Source organism: Streptomyces sp. CC228A (genome assembly GCF_021390935.1).
Lineage (GTDB): Bacteria > Actinomycetota > Actinomycetes > Streptomycetales > Streptomycetaceae > Streptomyces.
Genome location: NZ_JAJPUI010000003.1, coordinates 148,454 through 167,647, shown reverse-complemented (window position 1 = coordinate 167,647; position 19,194 = coordinate 148,454). Strand labels below are relative to the sequence as shown.

The 19,194-nt window shown below is 76.6% G+C and carries 13 protein-coding genes and 4 pseudogenes; 5 read left to right on the top strand and 12 right to left on the bottom strand.

The features are described 5' to 3' along the window. Window positions 1-348: 348 nt before the first annotated feature. The 3 genes and pseudogenes from L6E17_RS10670 to L6E17_RS10660 form a co-directional block, all read right to left on the bottom strand. Window positions 349-801, bottom strand: a complete 453-nt coding sequence (locus L6E17_RS10670) for a DoxX family protein (protein ID WP_236240543.1) — start codon at window positions 799-801, stop codon at window positions 349-351. 334 nt (window positions 802-1,135) lie between these two features. Next, window positions 1,136-2,773: pseudogene (locus L6E17_RS10665) on the bottom strand (alkaline phosphatase D family protein); the annotation flags it as partial. Between the two features lie 120 nt (window positions 2,774-2,893). After that, entirely contained in the window at window positions 2,894-3,550 is a 657-nt protein-coding gene (locus L6E17_RS10660; protein WP_236240542.1) for an HNH endonuclease family protein, read from the bottom strand. A gap of 357 nt (window positions 3,551-3,907) precedes the next feature. Here L6E17_RS10660 and L6E17_RS10655 point away from each other — a divergent pair, with 357 nt between their 5' ends. The 3 genes and pseudogenes from L6E17_RS10655 to L6E17_RS10645 all read left to right on the top strand — a co-directional run bounded on the left by L6E17_RS10655 (window position 3,908) and on the right by L6E17_RS10645 (window position 6,766). After that, the gene (locus L6E17_RS10655) at window positions 3,908-4,513 is read left to right on the top strand and encodes a hypothetical protein (RefSeq protein ID WP_268985053.1); all 606 of its coding nucleotides are present in this window, start codon (window positions 3,908-3,910) and stop codon (window positions 4,511-4,513) included. A gap of 287 nt (window positions 4,514-4,800) precedes the next feature. Then, window positions 4,801-5,541: pseudogene (locus L6E17_RS10650) on the top strand (ABC transporter permease); the annotation flags it as partial. Window positions 5,542-6,181: 640 nt separating this feature from the next. After that, window positions 6,182-6,766: a TMEM165/GDT1 family protein gene (locus L6E17_RS10645; protein WP_236240541.1), complete on the top strand. Its 585-nt coding sequence runs from the start codon at window positions 6,182-6,184 to the stop codon at window positions 6,764-6,766. Between the two features lie 41 nt (window positions 6,767-6,807). Here the strand turns inward: L6E17_RS10645 and L6E17_RS10640 are convergent, their stop codons facing one another. Together L6E17_RS10640 and L6E17_RS30925 are read right to left on the bottom strand one after the other, a co-directional pair. Continuing rightward, complete coding sequence (locus tag L6E17_RS10640; RefSeq protein ID WP_236240540.1) at window positions 6,808-7,488, bottom strand: HAD-IA family hydrolase; 681 nt, start codon at window positions 7,486-7,488, stop codon at window positions 6,808-6,810. A gap of 172 nt (window positions 7,489-7,660) precedes the next feature. Further along, entirely contained in the window at window positions 7,661-7,987 is a 327-nt protein-coding gene (locus L6E17_RS30925) for a peptidoglycan-binding protein (protein WP_236240539.1), read from the bottom strand. A gap of 1,245 nt (window positions 7,988-9,232) precedes the next feature. On the opposite strand from L6E17_RS30925, the gene L6E17_RS10630 reads away from it, so the two are divergent. After that, a complete protein-coding gene (locus tag L6E17_RS10630) occupies window positions 9,233-11,278 on the top strand; it encodes an MFS transporter (protein ID WP_236240538.1) in 2,046 nt (681 codons plus the stop codon). 277 nt (window positions 11,279-11,555) lie between these two features. Here the strand turns inward: L6E17_RS10630 and L6E17_RS10625 are convergent, their stop codons facing one another. Together L6E17_RS10625 and L6E17_RS10620 are read right to left on the bottom strand one after the other, a co-directional pair. After that, the gene (locus L6E17_RS10625) at window positions 11,556-12,041 is read right to left on the bottom strand and encodes a GNAT family N-acetyltransferase (protein WP_236240537.1); all 486 of its coding nucleotides are present in this window, start codon (window positions 12,039-12,041) and stop codon (window positions 11,556-11,558) included. Window position 12,042: 1 nt separating this feature from the next. Then, on the bottom strand, window positions 12,043-12,726 hold the full coding sequence (locus L6E17_RS10620; protein WP_236240536.1) for an O-methyltransferase: 684 nt from the start codon (window positions 12,724-12,726) through the stop codon (window positions 12,043-12,045). A gap of 239 nt (window positions 12,727-12,965) precedes the next feature. Here L6E17_RS10620 and L6E17_RS10615 point away from each other — a divergent pair, with 239 nt between their 5' ends. Then, window positions 12,966-14,126, top strand: a complete 1,161-nt coding sequence (locus tag L6E17_RS10615; RefSeq protein WP_236240535.1) for a steroid 3-ketoacyl-CoA thiolase — start codon at window positions 12,966-12,968, stop codon at window positions 14,124-14,126. Between the two features lie 182 nt (window positions 14,127-14,308). On the opposite strand, the gene L6E17_RS10610 is transcribed toward L6E17_RS10615, so the two are convergent. The 5 genes and pseudogenes from L6E17_RS10610 to L6E17_RS30455 all read right to left on the bottom strand — a co-directional run bounded on the left by L6E17_RS10610 (window position 14,309) and on the right by L6E17_RS30455 (window position 19,053). Beyond that, window positions 14,309-14,716, bottom strand: coding sequence for a transglycosylase SLT domain-containing protein (locus L6E17_RS10610; protein ID WP_236240877.1), 408 nt, complete (start codon window positions 14,714-14,716; stop codon window positions 14,309-14,311). A gap of 346 nt (window positions 14,717-15,062) precedes the next feature. Next, window positions 15,063-15,887 (bottom strand): ECF transporter S component, encoded by an 825-nt coding sequence (locus tag L6E17_RS10605; protein WP_236240534.1) that lies wholly within the window; start codon window positions 15,885-15,887, stop codon window positions 15,063-15,065. Further along, window positions 15,884-17,757 (bottom strand): annotated as a pseudogene (locus L6E17_RS10600) (ABC transporter ATP-binding protein). The gene L6E17_RS10605 and the pseudogene L6E17_RS10600 overlap by 4 nt, the downstream one beginning before the upstream one ends. Beyond that, window positions 17,754-18,865, bottom strand: a pseudogene (locus L6E17_RS10595) (energy-coupling factor transporter transmembrane protein EcfT). The pseudogenes L6E17_RS10600 and L6E17_RS10595 overlap by 4 nt, the downstream one beginning before the upstream one ends. Next, window positions 18,862-19,053, bottom strand: coding sequence for a GPS-CTERM domain-containing protein (locus L6E17_RS30455; RefSeq protein ID WP_268985095.1), 192 nt, complete (start codon window positions 19,051-19,053; stop codon window positions 18,862-18,864). The pseudogene L6E17_RS10595 and the gene L6E17_RS30455 overlap by 4 nt, the downstream one beginning before the upstream one ends. Between the last annotated feature and the right edge of the window lie 141 nt (window positions 19,054-19,194).

Genomic DNA, 19,194 nt, shown 5'->3' with positions numbered 1-19,194 from the left:
GCCATGAGGCAGGCAGGGCGCGAGGTCGCCTCCGGGGCCGTATGAACGGACCGCGCGGCGGGGCTGCGTGAATGGATTGCGCGGCGGGGCTGCACGGACGGACCGCGTGGCGGGGCCGCGTGGATGGATGGCACGGCGGGGCTGCGTGGACGGGCGCACGGCGGGCTGCGTGGGCGGGCGTACGGCGGGCTGCGTGGGCGGGCGTACGGCGCGACCGTGGGGCGGGGCCCTGCGGCGGGCCCCGGCCGGCCGGTTGCGGTGCCGGCCGCCGGTGGCCGGACCGGCGGGGTCGGGGGCGGTGCGGAGCGGGACGCGGCCGGGAGCGGGCGCGGCCGTGCGGGCGGCGGGTCAGAGGGCGGCTGCTGCCTCGCCGCGCGAGCCCTGCGGCGCACGGGAGGCGAAGAGCGCCTCCAGGGCCAGCGCGCCCGGGCCGGTGAAGACCAGCAGCAGCATCGCCCAGCTGAAGAGGGCCGCGGCCTCACCGCCGTTCTGCACGGGGAACAGGCCCTGCGCCTGGTGCACGTCGAAGTAGGCGTACGCCATCGCGCCGGAGGCGACGAACGCCGCGCTGCGGGTGCCGAGGCCCAGCAGCACCAGCGCGCCGCCGACCAGTTCGATCACCCCCGCGTACCAGAACGGCCAGGTGCCGGACGGGACCGAGGCGCCGGCGCCGTCGACGCCGCCGAGCGCGCCGAGGAGCTTCTGCGCCCCGTGCGACAGGAACAGCAGGCCGACGACGATCCGGAAGACGCCCAGCGCGTAGGGCTGGAACTGCGTCAGGCGCGTGCGGACAGCGGACATGTGGGGGCTCCTTCGGCTGGGGACGGCACCGATGACACCCCCACGTTAGGCAAGCCTCACTGGTAGTTGCAAGTTCAACATTCGGCCGTGTCGGCGGCCGGACGGCCCGCCGCGCCCCGGCCCGCACTCCCCCGGGGCCCCGCGGCCGCGTCACTGACCGATCTCCTGGGCGTGCCCGAGGGCGCCTCCTCGTACGGGCTCCCCGGGGGTCCTGCGGGCGCGTCCTCGGCCGCCCTTCCCGGGGGCGCGCGGCCAGGTCCGCTGCCGTTCCCGTCGCGGAGGCCGCGGCCGCTTCGTCGTCCGCTCCGCCCGGCGGCCCCGCGGCGGCCGAGGCGCTGGTCAGGGCGCGCTCGTGCACGGAGGTCAGCACGCCGCCGCCGCGCGCCTGTTCGAGGCGCAGGCGCGCCTCCCGGCCTCGCAGGGTCAGCGTCATCAACTGGTTGCCGAACCACGGCCCGCCCGTGCGCCGCCAGGCCACCGAGGACGGCCCCGTGCGCCCGTGCCGGGCCAGCGCCCGCCCGAGGGTCCGGCCGGCGCGGCTCCAGCCGAACCGGAATCCCAGCCTCAGCGCGTACGGGATGCGCTGGTGCATGGGCGAGCAGGTCAGCTGCACCACCTGCGCGGCGGTCGCCCCCGGGAGCCGCTCCGGCTCCGCCACGTACGCGTGGTGGACGTCACCGGACAGCACGGCCACCGTCGCCGGGGCGTCCCCGCCCGCCGCCGCCTCCGCCAGGAGGCCGGTCAGCCAGTCGAACGACGCCGGGAACGCCGCCCAGTGCTCCAGGTCCGACGCCTGCCGCAGCGTCTCCCCGCGCCGGGCCCAGCGCGCCCCGCGCACACCCCCGCACAGCGCGGCGCTCCACCGCTCGGCGTCGTGCACCAGCGGCGGCAGCAGCCACGGCAGCGAACTGCCGACCAGCAGGTGGTCGCAGTCCGCCCGGCCGCTCAGGAGCTGCTCCTCCAGCCACCGCACGTCCTGCGCGCCGAGCACCGCCCGCTTCTCCTCGTCCAGCACCCGGCCCGCCCGGCTGTCGACCATCACCAGCCGCGTCCGGCCGAAGTCCCGCCGGTAGCTCCACCGGGCCCGCGCCGGATCCGCGTCCGCCTCGGCGGCGAACCCGCGCAGCGCCTCCGTGCCGTCAGGGGTCGCGCGCACCGCCGCGTAGAGAGGGTCGGCGGCCAGCTCGGCGGGGGTGAGGTTCCCCAGGTGCTGGTGGACCCAGTACGACATCAGTCCGCTCAGCAGCCGCTCGCGCCACCACGGCGCGGCCCGCATGCCGTCGAGCCAGGCCGCACTGGTGTTCCAGTCGTCGATCAGGTCGTGGTCGTCGAACATCATCAGAGACGGCACGGTGGACAGCAGCCAGCGCACCTCCGGGTCGCCCCACGACTCGTCGTAGAGGCGGCTGTACTCCTCGTAGTCCCCCACCTGGGCGCCGGGCGGGTCGCTCAGGTCGCGCCGGGCGGCCAGCCACCGCCGGGTGGCCTTGGACGGCTTGTCCGCGTACACCTGGTCGCCCAGCAGGAGCAGCGCGTCGGGCCGCTCGGCACCGGGGTCGGCGGCCAGCCGGGCGGCGAGCGCGCCGAGCGCGTCGGGTCCGGCGGGCGTGCGGCCCTCGGCGCCCGTCGCGGCCCACCGGCAGGAGCCGAACGTCAGCCGCGGGCCCGCGGTGCCGGGCCCGGGGGTGGTGATCGTGCTCGGCGGGAAGGGAGAACCGGCCGGCGGCCACACCCGGCGGCCGTCCAGGAGGACGTCGTACGGGGTGCTCGTGCCGGGCGTCAGACCCGTGACCGGCACGAGGGCGTAGTGGTGTCCGGCGATCTGGAACGTCCTGGTCCGGCCGCCCGCCCCGTCCGCGCAGCGCACCTCGGCGGTGCAGGGGCGGCCGGTCTCCACCCAGACCGTCGCCCGGGTGCCGTGCGGCCACTCGACGTATCTCAGCAGCGGCCCGAGCCGCAGTTCGGCACCCACGTGTGTCGTCCCTCCGTCGTCCGCCCGTACCGTACGGGACCCGTACGGTACGGACCGCCGCGGGGGAGGGCCGGTTCCCGGGGTGGAAACCGGCCGCCCGGGACGGACGGTGACGGAGTGTCAGCAGCCGTTCAGTACCGACTGGAGCGCGCTTTTCTCCGCGGAGTCCACGGACAGGTCCCAGTGGTACTTCACGTGCACCCACATGCGGGCGTAGGTGCAGTGGTACGCGGTCCGGGGCGGCATCCAGTCGCCCGGGTCCTTGTCGCCCTTGGCCTGGTTGACGTTGTCGGTGACGGCGATCAGCTGCGGGCGGGCGAGGTCGTTGGCGAACGCGCGGCGCTCCGTCGTCGTCCAGGAGGCCGCCCCGGAGCGCCATGCCTCGGCGAGCGGGACGACGTGGTCGATGTCGACGTCGGAGGCGGCGTGCCAGGTGGCGCCGTCGTAGGGCGAGTACCAGCTGCCGCTGACGGCGCGGCAGTAGCCGTCCAGGACGACGCCGGAGCCGTCGCGGTCCAGCACGACCTCGCGGGTGTTGCACTGGCCGTACTGGGTGATCCAGTGCGGGAACAGGTCGCGGCTGTAGCCGGAGGTGGAGCCCTCCGCCTTGACGGTGAGCTGACTGAGGTACGAGCGGGCCGTGGAGGCGCTGACAGGGGTGGGCGGGGCCGCCTGCGCCGGCGGTGCGGTGGCGAGCAGGCCGGCCACGGAGAGGGCGGCGGTGGAGGCGAGCACCGCGATGCGGCGCAGTGTGTGACGCGCGTAGACACGGGACATGCGTAACTCCCTGCGGGTGTGGGGGTGTCGACCGCGCCGCCCCGGCGGGCGGGCCCGGCCATCGTGGTGGCGCGAGGTTGCGTGGGGATGGGCGCCAGGCAACAGAGTGGCGACATGGACACGTCACATCAAGATGTCTGTCGTGTGCCTGCCAGGAATGGGGGTGGGTGGGTCGGAAGGCGAGGGAGGGGACCGGGAGGGTCACCATGCGCGTTGCGCGGGACGGGGCCGGGAGGGCGGCAAGGCCGGACAGGGCGGCGGCGAAGCGGGTGGTGGGGGCGAGCCGGATGCGGCGGGTGGGGGAGTGGGAGGTGCTGAGGGCGGGGGTGCGGCGGGGGGTGACGGGGGTGGGCGGCTTTGTGGCGGTGGGGAGCTGACTCGCGGGCCCCCCTCGGTGGCCGCGGCGGAACCGACCGCCGCCCCCGCCTCCGCCTCCCCGAGTCCACCGCCAGTGCCGAACCCGCCGAGGCGCCCCCGTCGCTGCCCTCCTACACCGGCAGGTCCGTCGGCGAGGCCGTCGCGGCAGCCGAACAGCGCGGCCTGGACCACGCCGTCTACCTGGCCCGCTCCGGTGCCACCGTGGCCTCCCCGGGCAAGGAGGCGTCCCGGTACGGCAGCGGGGAGAAGGTCTGCCGTCAACTCCTCGACACCGACGGGCTCAACGCCGACTTCGACGTGGCCTTCCTCGTCGCCGCGGACGGGCATGACTGCGCCGGAGCGCCGCTGCCCCCGCCCGCTCCCGCCCCCGAGTCCACCCGCAGCGCCGACCCGGCGCCCCTGTCCGCCGGCGGCTCCGGCAGCACCGAATGCGGCCCGATCCTGTCCAACGCAGGCAACTGCTACAAGGCCGGCCAGTACTGCCGCAAGGCCGACGTCGGCCGGTCCACCGTCGCCGCCAACGGGCGCACCACCCACTGCCGGTACCTCTCCACCGACCCCGACCGCCCCCACTGGAAGTACTGACCGGCACGGCGGGCGGGCCGGGGCCGCTGCCGCCCCGGCCCCTCCCGACCGAGCAGTCCGCCGATCCCGTCCCCGCCTCCGGCCGACCGGCCCGCACCCGGCGCTGAGCGCTCGGCCCGCTCCGGGACCGGCCGTCCGATCCGCCTCCGCCACCGGTGCGTCCGGCCCGCCGCCGACACCGACCGGCTGCCCCCGCGCTCGCCCGCCCTTCCGGCCGTCCGGGCGGCGCGGGCCCGGTCGGCGGCCGCCTCGGCGGCCCTCCGCGCCGGTGCGCCTAGGGTGAGGGCGTGCTGCTGCCGGTCGATCCCGCCTTCGGTGCCGTCCTGGCCGTCCTGCTGGCCGTCGCCGCCGCCGTCTGCGCGGTCGCCCGGCTGCGCCCGCCACGCGAGGTCGTCCTCGCCGGGCTGCGCGCCGCCCTCCAACTCGCCGCCGTGTCCCTGGTCATCGCCTGGGTCGTCGGAGCCGTACCGCTGCTGCTGCTCTTCCTGCTGCTCATGTACGGCGTGGCCGTCCGCACGGCCGGGCGCCGCGTCACCGGCAACCGGACCTGGTGGTGGGCGGCTGCGCCCATCGCCGCGGGCGTGGGACCCGTGGTGGTCGCGCTGCTGCTGACCGGGCTCGTGCCACCGCGGGGCATCACCCTCGTGCCGGTGACGGGCATCCTCGTCGGCGGCGCCCTCACCGCCACCGTCCTCGCCGGGCGCCGCGCCCTCGACGAGCTCACCTCCCGGCACGGTGAAGTGGAGGCGGGCCTCGCCCTGGGGCTCCCCGCGCGCGACGCGCGGCTGGAAGTGGCGCGGCAGGCGGCGGCGGACGCGCTGCTCCCGGGCCTCGACCAGACCAGGACCGTGGGGCTCGTCACGCTGCCGGGGGCGTTCGTGGGCATGCTGCTGGGCGGGGCGTCGCCCTGGCAGGCGGGCGCGGTGCAGCTGTTCGTGCTGGTCGGCCTCATGGCGGTGCAGGCGGTCGCGGTGGCCGTGGTCCTGGAGCTGGTGGCGCGGGGCAGGCTGCACCGGCAGGAGCCGGCCGGCGCGCGGCCTGAGACCGGCGGGAGTCGGTCGGCGCGGCGGCCTGCGGCCGGCAGCGGCGGGGCGAGGGCGGTGGCTGGGGGCCGCGGGAGCGGGTCGGCGCGGCGGCCTGAGGCCGGCGGGAGTCGGTCGGCGTGGCGGCCTGCGGCCGGCAGGAGCGGGTCAAGGGTGGCGGCTGTGATCGGCAGGGGCGGGTCGAGGGCGGTGGCTGGGGGCCGCGGGAGCGGGTCGGCGCGGCGGCCTGAGGCCGGCGGGAGTCGGTCGGCGTGGCGGCCTGCGGCCGGCAGGAGCGGGTCAAGGGTGGCGGCTGTGATCGGCAGCGGCGGGGCGAGGGCGGTGGCTGGGGGCCGCGGGAGCGGGTCGGGGCGGCGGCCTGGCCGCGTGCGGGCCGCGCGGCGGCGTCGCGTACCCTGGTGGGCGCAGAAGGGGAGTAGCTCTTCGCCGGACCGTCGACATACTGCTGGGCCCTGTGCCCGGCCGGCGCCCGGAGGCGCAGCCCGTGACGGGTTGCCGCCAGCGAGACCTTCGGCACCAGCAGAGTCATGCCTTCATGGCCCTGCCGTGCCGGAGCGACGCCACCCTCCCCTGGCGGTGGAACCCCGGTGCGGCGGAGCCGCCGACCGATTGGGGAACCCCTCCCGTGCTCAGCCTGACGATTACGGCGATCACCTTCGGTGTCGTCTTCCTCGCCGAACTCCCCGACAAGACCGCCCTCGCCGGCCTGATGCTGGGCACCCGCTACCGCGCCTCCTACGTGTTCGCGGGGGTCGCCGCGGCCTTCGCCGTGCACGTCGCGCTGGCCGTCGCCGCCGGCAGCGTGCTCACCCTGCTCCCGCACCGCCTGGTGCAGGCCCTCGTGGGCGTGCTGTTCCTCGCGGGCGCGGCCGTGCTGCTGCTGAAGAAGGACGACGGGGACGAGGAGCAGCTCAAGGCCCCGGCCGACCAGTCCTTCTGGAAGGTGTCCGGAGCCGGCTTCATGCTGATCCTCGTCGCCGAGTTCGGCGACCTGACGCAGATCATGACCGCGAACCTCGCGGCACGCTACGACGACCCGCTGTCGGTGGGCCTCGGCGCGGTCCTCGCCCTGTGGGCGGTCGCGGGCATCGGCATCCTCGGCGGGCGGACGCTGATGAAGTACGTGCCGCTGCGGATCATCACCAAGGTGGCGGCCGGGCTGATGCTGACGCTGGCCGGGTTCAGCCTGTACGAGGCGCTGGCGGGCTGAGGCGGGCCGCCGTCACGGGCCGGTGCCCGGGCGGGCCGCCGTCACGGCGCGGTGCGGAGGCGGACCGTCCCGTCGGGCGCCGCCTCCACCCGTATCCGCGTGAGGTCCGGGACGTGGACGTCCGGGGCGAAGGCCGCGGCGCGCGGGCCGACGCCGACCACGCGCATCCCGGCGGCCCGGCCGGCCGCGATGCCGGCCTCGGAGTCCTCGAACACCACGCAGTCCTCCGGGGCGAAGCCCAGCTCCGCCGCGCCCTTCAGGAAGCCCTCCGGGTCGGGCTTGCTGGCGCCGACGCATTCGGCGGTCACCCGCACGGCGGGCATCGGCAGCCCCGCCGCGCCCATCCGGGCGGCCGCGAGCGCCGCGTCGGCCGAGGTCACCAGGGCGTGCGGGAGCGAGGCGAGCGCCGCCAGGAACGCCGGGGCGCCGGGCACGGCCACGACGCCGTCGACGTCGGCGGTCTCCTCCGCGAGCAGTTCGCGGTTCTCGGCGTGGTTCTCCTCCATGGGCCGGCCGGGCAGCAGGACGGCCATCGTGGCGTAGCCCTGGCGGCCGTGCACCACCTTCAGCGCCTCGTCCGGGTCCAACCCGTGCCGCGCCGCCCAGCGGCGCCACACGCGCTCCACCACGGCGTCCGAGTTGACGAGCGTGCCGTCCATGTCGAGGAGCAGGGCCCCCGCGGTCAGGGTGGCGGGGGCGGGCGTGGCAGCGGCTGCCGTCATGGGGAGGTCTCCAGCGGTCTTCGGGGCGGTGAGGAGCGTGAGAAGCGTACGAAGAGGGCGCGAAGAAGGACGAAGCGGGCCCGCCCGCCGGTCAGGGAGTACGGGCGGGCTCCACTTTGTTTCTGCAATATACAAAACGAGGAGGGGTTCGCGCCAATCGCTGCGGCGCCCGTCAGCCCCGCGCGGCCGTTTCCCCCTCCAACGCCGCGCGCGTGGCCGGTCCGTACACCCCGCTCGGGTCCCCCGTGACCCCCTCGCGCTGCTGGTACGCGGCGACGGCGCGCTCCACGTCCCGGTCGTACCGGTCGTGCATGGGACCGTCGTACGCCCCGGCCTGCCGCAGCCGGTGCTTGAGCTCCGACACCTCCTGGCCCCGGTCACCCAGGCGCAGGGTGGGCCCCTCGGCGGTAGGCGTCTGCTGTCCGGGCGCGTCCGAGGTCTCCCGCGACGGCTCGGGGCGCGCGGGTGCCGCATCCGGCTGCCCGGCGGGCGCCGGCACGGGAGCGGCTTCACGGGCGGACGCCGAAGCGGAGGCCGGCCCTGACGCGGCGGTCTGCGCGGGGAGGACGCTGCCGAGGGCGACGGCGACGCCGATCCGTCGGGCCCGCCGTCCTCCGCGGAGGGCTCGGCGGAGGGCGCGCCGGAGCCGTCGACCGGCCACTGGTCCACACTCAGGCTGGGCACGGGCGCCACCCGGTCGGCGGTGCCGTCGTCCGCGTCGAACACACCGCTCACGAAGGCGGCCGTGCCGATCACCGCCAGGACCGCCGCGACGCCCGCGGCGGCGACCGGTCCGCGCCGGCCCGCCGAGGGGCGGCGGCGCACGTCGTCGCGCCGCCGCGACCGGCGGGGCCCCGGAGTGACGTCCGGCCCCGCCCCGGGGCCGCCGTCCCACTCCGCGACGCGGAGCGGCACGGTGCCGCCGTCGTCGTACGCCGCCGCGGCCGGGTCCCCGTACGGGGAAGGCGAGGGCGCGTACGCGGCCACCGGTGGCGCGGGCGGCACCCGCGGCAGCGGCTCGGTGAGCGCCTCGGGCGGCAGCGGCTCCCCGGGCGCCTCGGCGGCAGCGGCCCGGGCCCGGATCCGTGCGGGCCCTCCGCCGCGGTGTCCGCCCGGCCGTGCCCGCCGCGGGAGCCGCGGCGGTGTGCGGGGCGGTGTGCGGGGCGGTGTGCGGGGCAGGCGCCGACGGCGCCGACCCCGCGCCCTGCACCACCTGGCCCTGCGTCTGCGGGGCGGCGTCTCCGGCGGGTGCACCGCCGGGCCCCCGGGCGGCGTCTCCGACGGGCGTCCCGTCCCGGCTCCAGGTGCCGTCTCCGAGGGGCTCGCCTTCCCGGCTCCAGGCGCCGCCCTGCACCGGCGCCGCGCCCTGCGCCACGTGGGCGTCCTCCGGCCCGGGAGCGCCGCCCGGGGCGGGCCCCATGTCCTGGAGGTTCACGTACGGGCGTATCCGCAAGGGATCGAAGACCCTGCCGGCCGGCGGGCCGGCCCACGCCGCCGCCCCGGTGCACGCACAGCCCGCGCCCTGCGGAGGCGCGGGCATGCCGCACTCAGGACAGACCTTTTCGGCCACGTGTGGGTCCCTCCCCTTGAGGTCCTGCTGCTGTTCGCCGGTGTTCCGCCCCCGGAAACTGGCAGCGATTATGCAGGGCCGACGTGACCTGCCCAACACCCGACGCCTCACTCAACAGGCCATAACCGGCCGAAACCTCCACGATGGGTTCGGGAAACAGCGAGGGAGGCGCCCATGTCGCGGCCCGTGAGGGATCCGGCCACCACACCCGCCCCCGGCGAGGCGCCGAGCCGCCGCGCGCTGATGCTCGCCATCGGGGCGCTGCTCCTCGGCATGCTGCTCGCCGCACTCGACCAGACCATCGTCTCGACCGCCCTGCCCACCATCGTCAGCGAGCTGGGCGGCATGGAGCACCTGTCGTGGGTGGTGACCGCCTACCTGCTGGCCTCCACGGCCGCGACCCCCCTGTGGGGCAAGCTGGGCGACCAGTACGGCCGCAAGAAGCTGTTCCAGACCGCCATCGTCATCTTCCTCGCCGGCTCCGCCCTGTGCGGCGTCGCACAGGACATGCCCCAGCTCATCGCGTACCGCGCGGTCCAGGGCCTGGGCGGCGGCGGCCTCATGGTGCTGTCGATGGCGATCGTGGGCGATCTGGTGTCCCCCCGCGACCGCGGTCGCTACCAGGGGCTCTTCGGGGCGGTGTTCGGTGCGACCAGTGTCCTGGGCCCGCTCCTCGGCGGACTCTTCACCGACCACCTGTCCTGGCGCTGGGTGTTCTACATCAACCTGCCCGTCGGCATCGTCGCGCTGTTCGTGATCGCCGCGGTGCTGCACCTGCCGGGCCGCGGCACCCGCCACACCATCGACTACCTCGGCACGTTCCTCATCGCGTCCGTCGCCACCTGCCTGGTCCTCGTGGCGTCCCTCGGCGGCACCACCTGGCCGTGGGCGTCCGTCCCCGTCATCGGTCTGGCCGTCCTCGGCGCCGTCCTCCTCGCGGTCTTCGTCGTCGTGGAAGGGCGCGCCGCGGAGCCCGTGCTGCCGCTGAACCTGTTCCGGAACCGCACCTTCAGCCTGGTCTCCGCCATCAGCTTCGTCATCGGCTTCGCCATGTTCGGCGCGATGACCTACCTGCCGACGTTCCTCCAGGTCGTCCAGGGCGTCAGCCCCACCCTGTCCGGTGTGCACCTGCTGCCCATGGTGGCCGGCATCCTCCTGACGTCGACCGCCTCCGGGCAGATCGTCAGCCGCACCGGCCGGTGGAAGGTGTTCCCCGTCGCCGGCACCGCCCTGACCACCGTCGGCCTGCTGCTCCTGCACCTGATGGAGCGGGACAGCGGCGTGTGGGAGGTCAGCGCCTACTTCTTCGTCTTCGGTGCGGGACTCGGCCTGGTCATGCAGGTCCTCATCCTGGTCGCGCAGAACTCCGTCGGGTACGCGGACCTCGGCGTGGCCACCTCCGGGGTGACCTTCTTCCGCTCCATCGGCGCGGCCTTCGGCGTCGCCGTCTTCGGGACCCTCTTCACCAACCGCCTCACCGGCGAACTCGCCGCCGCCCTCGCCGGCCAGGAGGTGCCGCCGGACGCGGACGCGCAGGCCATCGCCGCGGACCCGCGCGCCATCGGGCTGCTGCCCGCCGGGCTCCGGGCGGCCGCGCTCACCGCGTACTCCACCTCCATCACGGACGTCTTCCTCTACGCGTCGCCCGTGGTCGTGCTGGCCTTCGCCCTCTCGTTCCTCCTGAAGGAGGACCGGCTGCGGGCCTCCGTCACCGCGCCCGACCCGAGCGAGACGTACGCCTCCAACCCGGTGGAGCGCTCGTCGTACGACGAGTGCGCCCGCGCCCTGTCGGTGCTGGGCTCGCGCGAGGGGCGCAAGGCGGTGTACGAGAAGATCACCGCCCGGGCCGGGCTCGATCTGGCGCCGGCGGCGAGCTGGCTGCTGCTGCGGATCCGCCGGCACGGCACCGTCGAGCCGGCGCGGCTCGCCGAGACCACGCCGGTGCCGCTGCGGATCGTCATCGAGGCGTCCCGGCAGGTGGAGGAGCGCGGCCTGGCCCGCAGGGAGGGCCTGGACCTGATGCTGACCGACCGGGGAGTGGAGGCGGCGACCCTGCTGGCCAGGGCCCGGGAGGAGTCGCTGGCGGAGCTGCTCGGCGACTGGTGGGGCCCCGACCGGCCGACGGACCTGATCCAGCTCGTCGAGGAGCTGACCGCGGAGCTGAACGGCTCGGTCCGGGAGCGGCCCGGTCAGGAGCCGCCCCCGGACCACCGCCTGTGATCCCGGGGCGGGTCCGCCCTCTGGGGGCTGTCGCGGTGGACCATCGCCCGTGACCCTCGCGGCGGGGCTGTCGCGGTGGACCACCGCCCGTGAACCCGCGGCGGGGCCGTCCGCTCCGGGGCGGTCGCGGCGGACCGCCGCGACCCGGTCGGCCCGTACCTGCGTGAGCGCTTCGCGGAAGCCCCGCCGCCGGGCACGTCGCGGCCCCCGACCGGCCGTTCCCGTTCCCAAGGTCCGGGGATGAGGGACGGGTGCCGGGGGCCGGGGGCCGGGGGTGTCAGTCCAGCGTCTTGCCGAGCCAGACCTGGGCGTACGGGTCGTCGCCGAACGGCGGGATCTCCCCGTATCCGTGCCGCGCGTACAGCGCCCGCGCCTCCACGAGGTCGAGGCGGGTGTTGAGGACGGCCCGCCGGGCGCCGAGCCGCCGGGCCTCCCGCTCCAGCGCCGCCACCAGCAGCGCCGCGCCGCCCGTGCCGCGGAAGGCCGGCCGCACGAACACCCGGGTCAGCTCCGCGCGCTCCGCGTCCAGGAGCAGGACGCCGCCGCACGCGGCCGGGGCGCCGTCGCTGCGGCCGACGACGAACCGCCCGGTCGGCGGGGCCAGGGCCTCGACGCCGTCGTCCGCCAGCCCCTCGTCGATCTCCGCCCGGGTCGCGGGCCGGCCCCAGTACCGGCCGGCCACCTCCCCGTAGTAGTCGCGGCGCAGCTCCGTCGCGTCGGGCGTGTCGTACGGCTCGGGACGTATGTCCCAGTGCGCGGTCACCTCAGGACACCACCCGGGCCACCAGCAGCCCGTCGTGGCCCTTGGCCCCGACCGTCTGCACCGCCGTCGCGTCCAGCCGGGGCTCGCGCGCGACCAGGTCGAACAGCTCGCGCGTGCCGCGCACGGCCTCGTCGCCGTCCGCGTCGAGGACGGCGCCGCCCCGCACCACGTTGTCGACCACGACGACGCTGCCCGGCCGGGCCAGCCTCAGGGCCCACTCCACATAGCGCGGGTTGTTCTTCTTGTCGGCGTCGATGAAGAACAGGTCGAAGGGGCCGGCGCCCTCCTCCGCCAGCCGCGGCAGCGTGTCGAGCGCCGCCCCCGTCCTGACCTCAGCGACCTTGTCGAGCCCGGCCCGCGCGAGGTTGCCGCGGGCCACGTCGGCGTGGCGCGCGTCGTACTCCAGCGAGACCAGCCGGCCGTCCTCCGGCAGGGCGCGGGCCAGCCAGATGGTGCTGTAGCCGCCGAGCGTGCCGATCTCCAGGATGCGGCGGGCCCCGGTCATGCGGACCAGCAGGTGGAGCAGCTTGCCCTGGTTCGCCGCCACGGCGATCTGCGGCAGCCCGGCCGCGTCGCTCGCCGCGAGCGCCCCGGTCAGCGCCTCGTCCTCCGGGGCGAGCAGCCCGGAGACGTAGGTGTCGACGGCGGTCCACAGGTCCTGCGGGTCATCGTGCTTCTGAGTCATGGTCAGCAACGTAGTCGACCCCGCGCTCCGGCTGTCGGTGTTTTCGCTGGTACGCGCCCCGGAGGACCGGCGCCGCGGCGCCGCGCGGCCGCCGCGGGGTCTCACCGCCCCCTTGCGTACCGGCGGTAGCCGTCCGCAGACTGGACGGTAACTTAGCGAGAGCGCGTACCAGTCCGGTCGACCCACACGCGCGCCCGCCCGGGCCGGGACGCCCGCGGGTGCGAGGAGAGGACCCGCCCATGGCCGCGGAACCCGTGATCGTCGAAGCCGTGCGCACCCCCGTGGGCCTGCGCGGCGGCGCGCTCGCCGCCCTCCACCCGGCCCAGCTGCTCGCCGCCACCTGCCGGGAGCTCCTCGACCGCGCGGGCATCCCCGCCGACTGCGTCGAGCAGGTCGTGGGCGGCACGGTCACCCAGGCCGGCGAGCAGGCCGCGAACCCCGCCCGCACCGCCTGGCTCGCCGCGGGGCTGCCGTACGAGACGGCCGCGACCACCGTCGACTGCCAGGGCGGCTCCTCGCAGCAGGCCGCCCACATGGTGGCCAACATGATCTCCGCGGGAGCCGTCGACGTCGGCGTCAGCTGCGGCGCCGAGTCGGCCTCCCGGGTGCCGCCCGGGAGCGACAGCCGCAGCGCCCCCGGCAGGCCCCTGCCCGACGAGTGGCACGTCGACCTCCCGCACCCCGTGCGGGCCGCCGAGCGGCTGGCCCGCCGCCGGGGGCTGAGCCGCGGCCACACCGACGCCTACGCGCTGCGCTCCCGGCAGCGCGCCGCCACCGCGTGGGCGGAGGAGCGCTTCAAACGGGAGACCTTCCCCGTGCAGGTCCCCGCGGGTGACCACGAGCTGTGGCGGCCCGTCGACCGGGACGAGGGCGTCGGCGCGGGTCCCGCGACGGAGGCCCTCGCCGAGCTCACCCCGCTCATGCCGGACGCCGTCCACACCACCGGCACGCGCGCCCCGGCGGCTGACGGGGCCGCCGCGCTCCTGTGGGCGTCCCGGCGCATGGCCCGCGCCCTCGGGCTGCGGCCGCGCGCCCGGATCGTCGCCCAGGCGGCGGTGGGCACCGACCCCCGCCAGCCGCTCGACGGGCCCGTCGACGCCACCCGGGCGGTCCTCGGCAAGGCCGGCATGTCCGTACGGGACCTCGACCTGATCGAGGTGGACGAGACCTTCGGGGCGGTGGTCCTCAGCTGGGCGCTGGCCCTCGGCCAGGACGAGGGGCTCGACCGGGTGAACGTCAACGGCGGCGCCCTCGCCCTCGGCCACCCGGGCGGCGCGGCGGGCGCCCGCCTCCTCACCACCGCGCTGCACGAACTGGAGCGCCGCGACGGGGACGTGGCGCTCGTCACCATGGGCGCAGCCGGCGCGCTCGCCACCGCGACGATCCTGCAGCGGCTCTAGGGGGCGACGTCACGGCGGCGTCCGCCCGGAGGGCCGGTGGCAGGCGGACCCGGCGGCGCGGACGCGGCCGGCGCCCTGCGGTCCCGCGGTCCGCGCCGCGGGCGGCACCTGCCGCGGCGCACGGGAAGGGCCCGGTGAGTGCGGGTGCACTCACCGGGCCCTTGGGCTCATGGCCTGTCGGCTCAGTACCAGTGGTTGGCCTGCCAGAACTTCCAGGCGCCGCAGGGGCTGCCGTAGCGGTCGTTCATGTAGTCCAGGCCCCACTCGATCTGGGTGGCCGGGTTGGTCTTCCAGTCGGAGCCGGCCGACGCCATCTTCGACGCGGGCAGGGCCTGCACCAGGCCGTACGCGCCGGAGGACGCGTTGGTCGCGGTGTGGTCCCAGCCCGACTCGCGCTCGATGATCTTGCTGAAGCACGTGTACTGGCCGGCGGGGACCATCTTCTTGGCGATCGCCTGAGCGTCGGTCGGGGCGGCCGAGGCCGGGGCCGTCATGCCCATCACCGCGCCCGAGGCGCCGAGCAGCACGGTCGCTGCGGCGATGGCGGACTTGTTGCGGGCGGTGAGACGGCTGGCGATGGAGCGGAACACGTAGGAGAACCTCACGTCGGGGACAGGGGTGTCGCAGGCATGCCGGAACCAGGGCCCGGGGTCACCCGGATCTCTCGGGAGCGGCTGCCAGGAGCGCTGTGGTCTCGCCTCGGTGAACCCTTCGGCGTGCCGTCGGCGCCCGGCGACATCACCAATGAACCAGGCCCGCAGGCCCGATGCAAAGCCCCCCCAGTACGAGGCGGGACCGGAGAACACCCCTTCCGGCACCGCGGCGCGACGGCGCAGCAGTGCAGGTCGCCACGGGCGACCCGGCCCCCGCCCACCGCCTCCTACCGGCCTTCGTATGTGACGTGGGTCGCGTGGGGCGCCTCACCCCGAACGGGCCCTAAAGCGGCTTTTCCGGGCCTTCGAATGTGACCTGGGCCTCGAAAGCGGCCCGCCTGGTGGCCCGCCTCAGGGCCTTCAGCGCCGTCGATCCGATGGTCAGCGTCAGCACCACCGTCAGCACCGCCCGGCCCGCGTCCCACCCCATGGAGGTCGCCAGGCAGTACGCCGCGAAGCGCACCAGGTTCTCCCCGAGCGGCTCGCCCGGCTGGAACGCGATCCCGCTCGCCGTGCCCTGCAGCGTGACCCAGCCGTACAGGTTCATGACCGTCCCGTACGCGAACGCCGCCACCGCCCCGTATCCGGCCAGCATCAGCAGCTCGCCCCGGCCCCGCAGCCGGTCCGCGCCGGGCAGCAGCCCCGCCCCCATCGCGAACCAGCCCATCGACAGCATCTGGAACGGCATCCACGGCCCCACCCCGCCCGTCAGCAGCGCGGACGCGAAGATCGTCACCGCCCCGAGGACGAACCCGAAACCTGGGCCCAGGACCCGGCCGCTCAGCAGCATCAGGAAGAACATGGGCTCCAGGCCCGCCGTGCCCGCGCCCAGCGGCCGCAGAGCCGCGCCGACCGCGGCCAGCACCCCCAGCATCGCGACGGCCTTCGCGTCCACGCCGCCGTCCGACAGGGTCGCCACCACCACCGCGACCAGCAGCGGCAGCAGCAGCGCCAGCAGCCACGGGGCGTCCTGCGCGTGCGACGCGTGCGCCCGCGCCACCTCCGGGTCCGCCAGCAGCGGCCAGCCGAACGCCACCACCCCGATGGCGCCCACCAGCACCAGAGCCGCCACCGACCGGGGCCCGAGCCGTACCGGCCGCGCGCTCATCGGACCGCACCCGCCGCCGCGAGCGCCGCCTCGACCTGGGCGACGGTCAGCCACGGCTGCGGCGCCAGCACCTTGCCGACCTGCGGGGCGAACGCCGGGGACGACACCACGACCTCGTGCGTCGGCCCGTCGGCGACCACCTCGCCGTCCGCGAGGATCACCACCCGGTGCGCCAGCTCCGCCGCCAGCTCCACGTCGTGCGTGGCCATCAGGATGCCGTGGCCGCGCGCGGCGAGCCCCCTGAGCACCGCGACCAGCCGCGCCTTCGCCGCGTAGTCCAGGCCGCGGGTCGGTTCGTCGAGCAGCAGCAGCCGGGGCCGCCCCGTCAGCACGACCGCGAGGGCCAGCGCGAGGCGCTGCCCCTCCGACAGGTCGCGCGGATGCGTGCCGTCCGGCACCCCCGGCAGCAGATCGGCCACCAGCGCCCGGCACGTCCCGGCCCCGGCGCCCGCGTCGGCGTCCGCCCCGGCGCACTCGGCGGCCACCGTGTCCGCGTACAGCAGGTCGCGCGGCTCCTGCGGGACCAGCCCGACCTCGCGGACCAGCTCCCGCGGCTGCGTGCGGTGCGGGGTGCGGCCGCCCGCGGCGACCCGGCCGGCGGCCGGCTCCACCATGCCGGCGAGCGCGCCGAGCAGCGTGGACTTGCCCGCGCCGTTGCGCCCCATCAGCGCGACCGCCTCGCCCGGGCCCACGGCCAGGTCCACCCGCCGCAGCGCCTCCACCCGGCCCCGCCGCACGGCGAGCCCCTCGACCAGGGCCAGGCCGTCGTGCGCGGCCTGCGGCGCCTCCCGCCGCGCGAACGGCCACCAGGCGCGCGCCCGCCGCCCACCGGGCCGGTCCTCGCCGGGCCGGTCCTCGCGGGGCCGGTCCTCGGCTTTCCGCCCCGCGGCGACCACGCCCTCCGCGACCGTGACCTCAGCGCCCGCGCCCGCGCCGACCGTGACCTCAGCGCCCGCGCCCACCGTGCCTGCACCGACCGTGCCGGTGTCGGCCCGTCGGCCCCGCCCTGCGGCACCGCCGCGCCGCCCTGCGGCCGGACCGGCACCGGAGCCGCGGCGGCCAGCCGCTGCCGCAGCGGCTCCGCCCGGCGCCGCGCGTCGCGGACCGTGAGCGCCGGCGGCGTCCATCCCGCCACCCGGGACAGCCCCACCACCGGCGGGTACACAGGGGACACGCGCATGACCTCGGCGGGCGGGCCCACCACGACCGGAGCCCCGCGCCGCTCCAGCAGCGCCACCCGGTCCGCGTACTGCACGACCCGCTCCAGCCGGTGCTCCGCCATCAGCACCGTCGTGCCCAGGTCGTGCACCAGCCGCTGCAGCACCGCCAGGACCTCCTCCGCCGCGCCCGGGTCCAGCGCCGACGTCGGCTCGTCCAGCACCAGCACCTTCGGGTGCGCCGCCAGCACGGACCCGATCGCCACCCGCTGCCGCTGCCCGCCGGACAGCGTCGCGATGGGCCGGTCCCGCAGCTCCGCCAGGCCCAGCAGGTCGAGGGTCTCCTCGACCCGCCGGCGCATCACGGCGGCGGGCAGCCCCAGCGACTCCATGCCGTACGCGAGCTCGTCCTCCACCACGTCCGTCACGAAGTGCGCCAGCGGGTCCTGCCCCACCGTGCCCACCAGATCGGCCAGTTCACGCGGTCGGTGAGTGCGCGTGTCCCGCCCGCCCACCGTCACCCTTCCCCGCAGCGTGCCTCCCGTGAAGTGCGGCACCAGCCCCGACACGGCCTGCAGCAGCGTCGACTTGCCGACCCCCGACGGGCCGACCAGCAGCACCAGCTCGCCCTCCGGCACGGTCAGGTCCACGTGCTCCAGCGCCGGTGCGGCGGCGTCCGCGTACGTCACCGACACGTCCTCGAAGCGGATCACCGCACAGGCTCCTTCACTTCCCCCGGCACGGGGGCCACGAACGCGGGCACCAGGCCCACCAGTACCGACAGCGCCGGCCACACCGGCAGCTCCGGCGCCACCAGCGGCGCCACCCCCGGACGCAGCGCCTCCGCCGCCGGGCCGGTCGCCGCCCAGACCACCAGCCCCGCGACGGCGGCCCCGACCCCGCGACCAGCCAGGCGCGCGGCCCCCACCGGTCGGGCCGGTAGCGGGTGCGCACCGAGCGGCGGCCGCCCAGCCGCAGCCCCGCCACCGCCGCGGCGAGGCCGGCCGCCACCAGCGGCAGCCCGTACCCGGCGCCCTCCACCGCGACCAGCCCGTACGCCCCGGCGCAGATGCCCAGCAGTCCGCCGAGCGTCAGGACGTTCGTCAGCGTCCGCACCCGCGCGGGCACCGCGGCGGTCCGGCCGTACCCGCGCGCGTCCATCGACGCGGCCAGCGCCACCGACCGCTCCAACGCCCCCTCCAGAACCGGCAGTCCGATCTGGAGCACCGCCTTCACCCCGCTCGTCGGGCGCCCCCGCAGCCGCCGCGCCGTCCGCAGCCGCGCCACGTCCGCGACCATGCTCGGCGCGAACGTCATGGCCACGACGACGGCGACGCCCGCCTCGTACAGCGCGCCCGGCAGGGACTTCAGCAGCCGCGCCGGGTTGGCCAGCGCGTTCGCCGCACCCACGCAGATCAGCAGCGCGGCGAGCTTCGCCCCGTCGTACAGCGCGAACACGATCTGCTCGGCCGTCACCCGGCCGCCGAGGCGCAGCCCCTGCGCCCATGCGGGCAGCGGCACCTCGGGCAGGGTGACCAGGACGTGCGTGCCCGGGATCGGGGAGCCGAGCACGACCGAGAACACCACCCGGAGCGCCACGACGAACAGGCCCAGCCTCACGAACATGCCGTACGAGCGGGCCCACGGGGCACCGGGCACATGGCGGGCCGCCACGACGTACCCGGCCACGCCGACCAGCAGACCCAGCAGCAGCGGGTTCGTGGTGCGGGACGCGGCGACGGCGAGCCCCAGCGCCCACAGCCACCAGGCGCCCGCGGGCACGGCGTTCGAGCGGTGCGCCTCGGGCGCGCGCAGCCTCACCGGTGCCCGCGTCGCCGGGCCCGCACGACGGCGGCGGCGCCCAGCAGGAGGACGGCGGCGAGTCCGGCGGCGAGGCCGACGGAGGGGCCGCCGCCGCTGTCCGCCGCCTCGGGGCCGCAGGCTCGGGCGCCGCGGGCTCGTCCGCCGCGGGGGAGGGGGCCGGGGCGGCCGCGACCTGCTCGCCGCATCCCCGCTGCGGGTAGCCCGCGATGGCGCACAGCAGCGCCTGGCTGTCGTAGCGCAGCGGAGGGGCGACCGCGGCGAGCGCGTCCGCGCTGCTGGCGTCCGGCGGGACCTGGGCGCAGGCGGTCCGCGGGGCGGGGGCGCCT

Coding starts and splice junctions, on each gene's coding strand:
- L6E17_RS10670 (WP_236240543.1), bottom strand. CDS start 801: ATGTCCGCTGTCCGCACGCGCCTGACGCAGTTCCAGCCCTACGCGCTG.
- L6E17_RS10640 (WP_236240540.1), bottom strand. CDS start 7,488: ATGACGGCAGCCGCTGCCACGCCCGCCCCCGCCACCCTGACCGCGGGG.
- L6E17_RS10620 (WP_236240536.1), bottom strand. CDS start 12,726: ATGACTCAGAAGCACGATGACCCGCAGGACCTGTGGACCGCCGTCGAC.
- L6E17_RS10605 (WP_236240534.1), bottom strand. CDS start 15,887: ATGAGCGCGCGGCCGGTACGGCTCGGGCCCCGGTCGGTGGCGGCTCTG.
- L6E17_RS10630 (WP_236240538.1), top strand. CDS start 9,233: ATGTCGCGGCCCGTGAGGGATCCGGCCACCACACCCGCCCCCGGCGAG.
- L6E17_RS10615 (WP_236240535.1), top strand. CDS start 12,966: ATGGCCGCGGAACCCGTGATCGTCGAAGCCGTGCGCACCCCCGTGGGC.
- L6E17_RS30455 (WP_268985095.1), bottom strand. CDS start 19,053: ATGCGGCGAGCAGGTCGCGGCCGCCCCGGCCCCCTCCCCCGCGGCGGA.
- L6E17_RS10660 (WP_236240542.1), bottom strand. CDS start 3,550: ATGTCCCGTGTCTACGCGCGTCACACACTGCGCCGCATCGCGGTGCTC.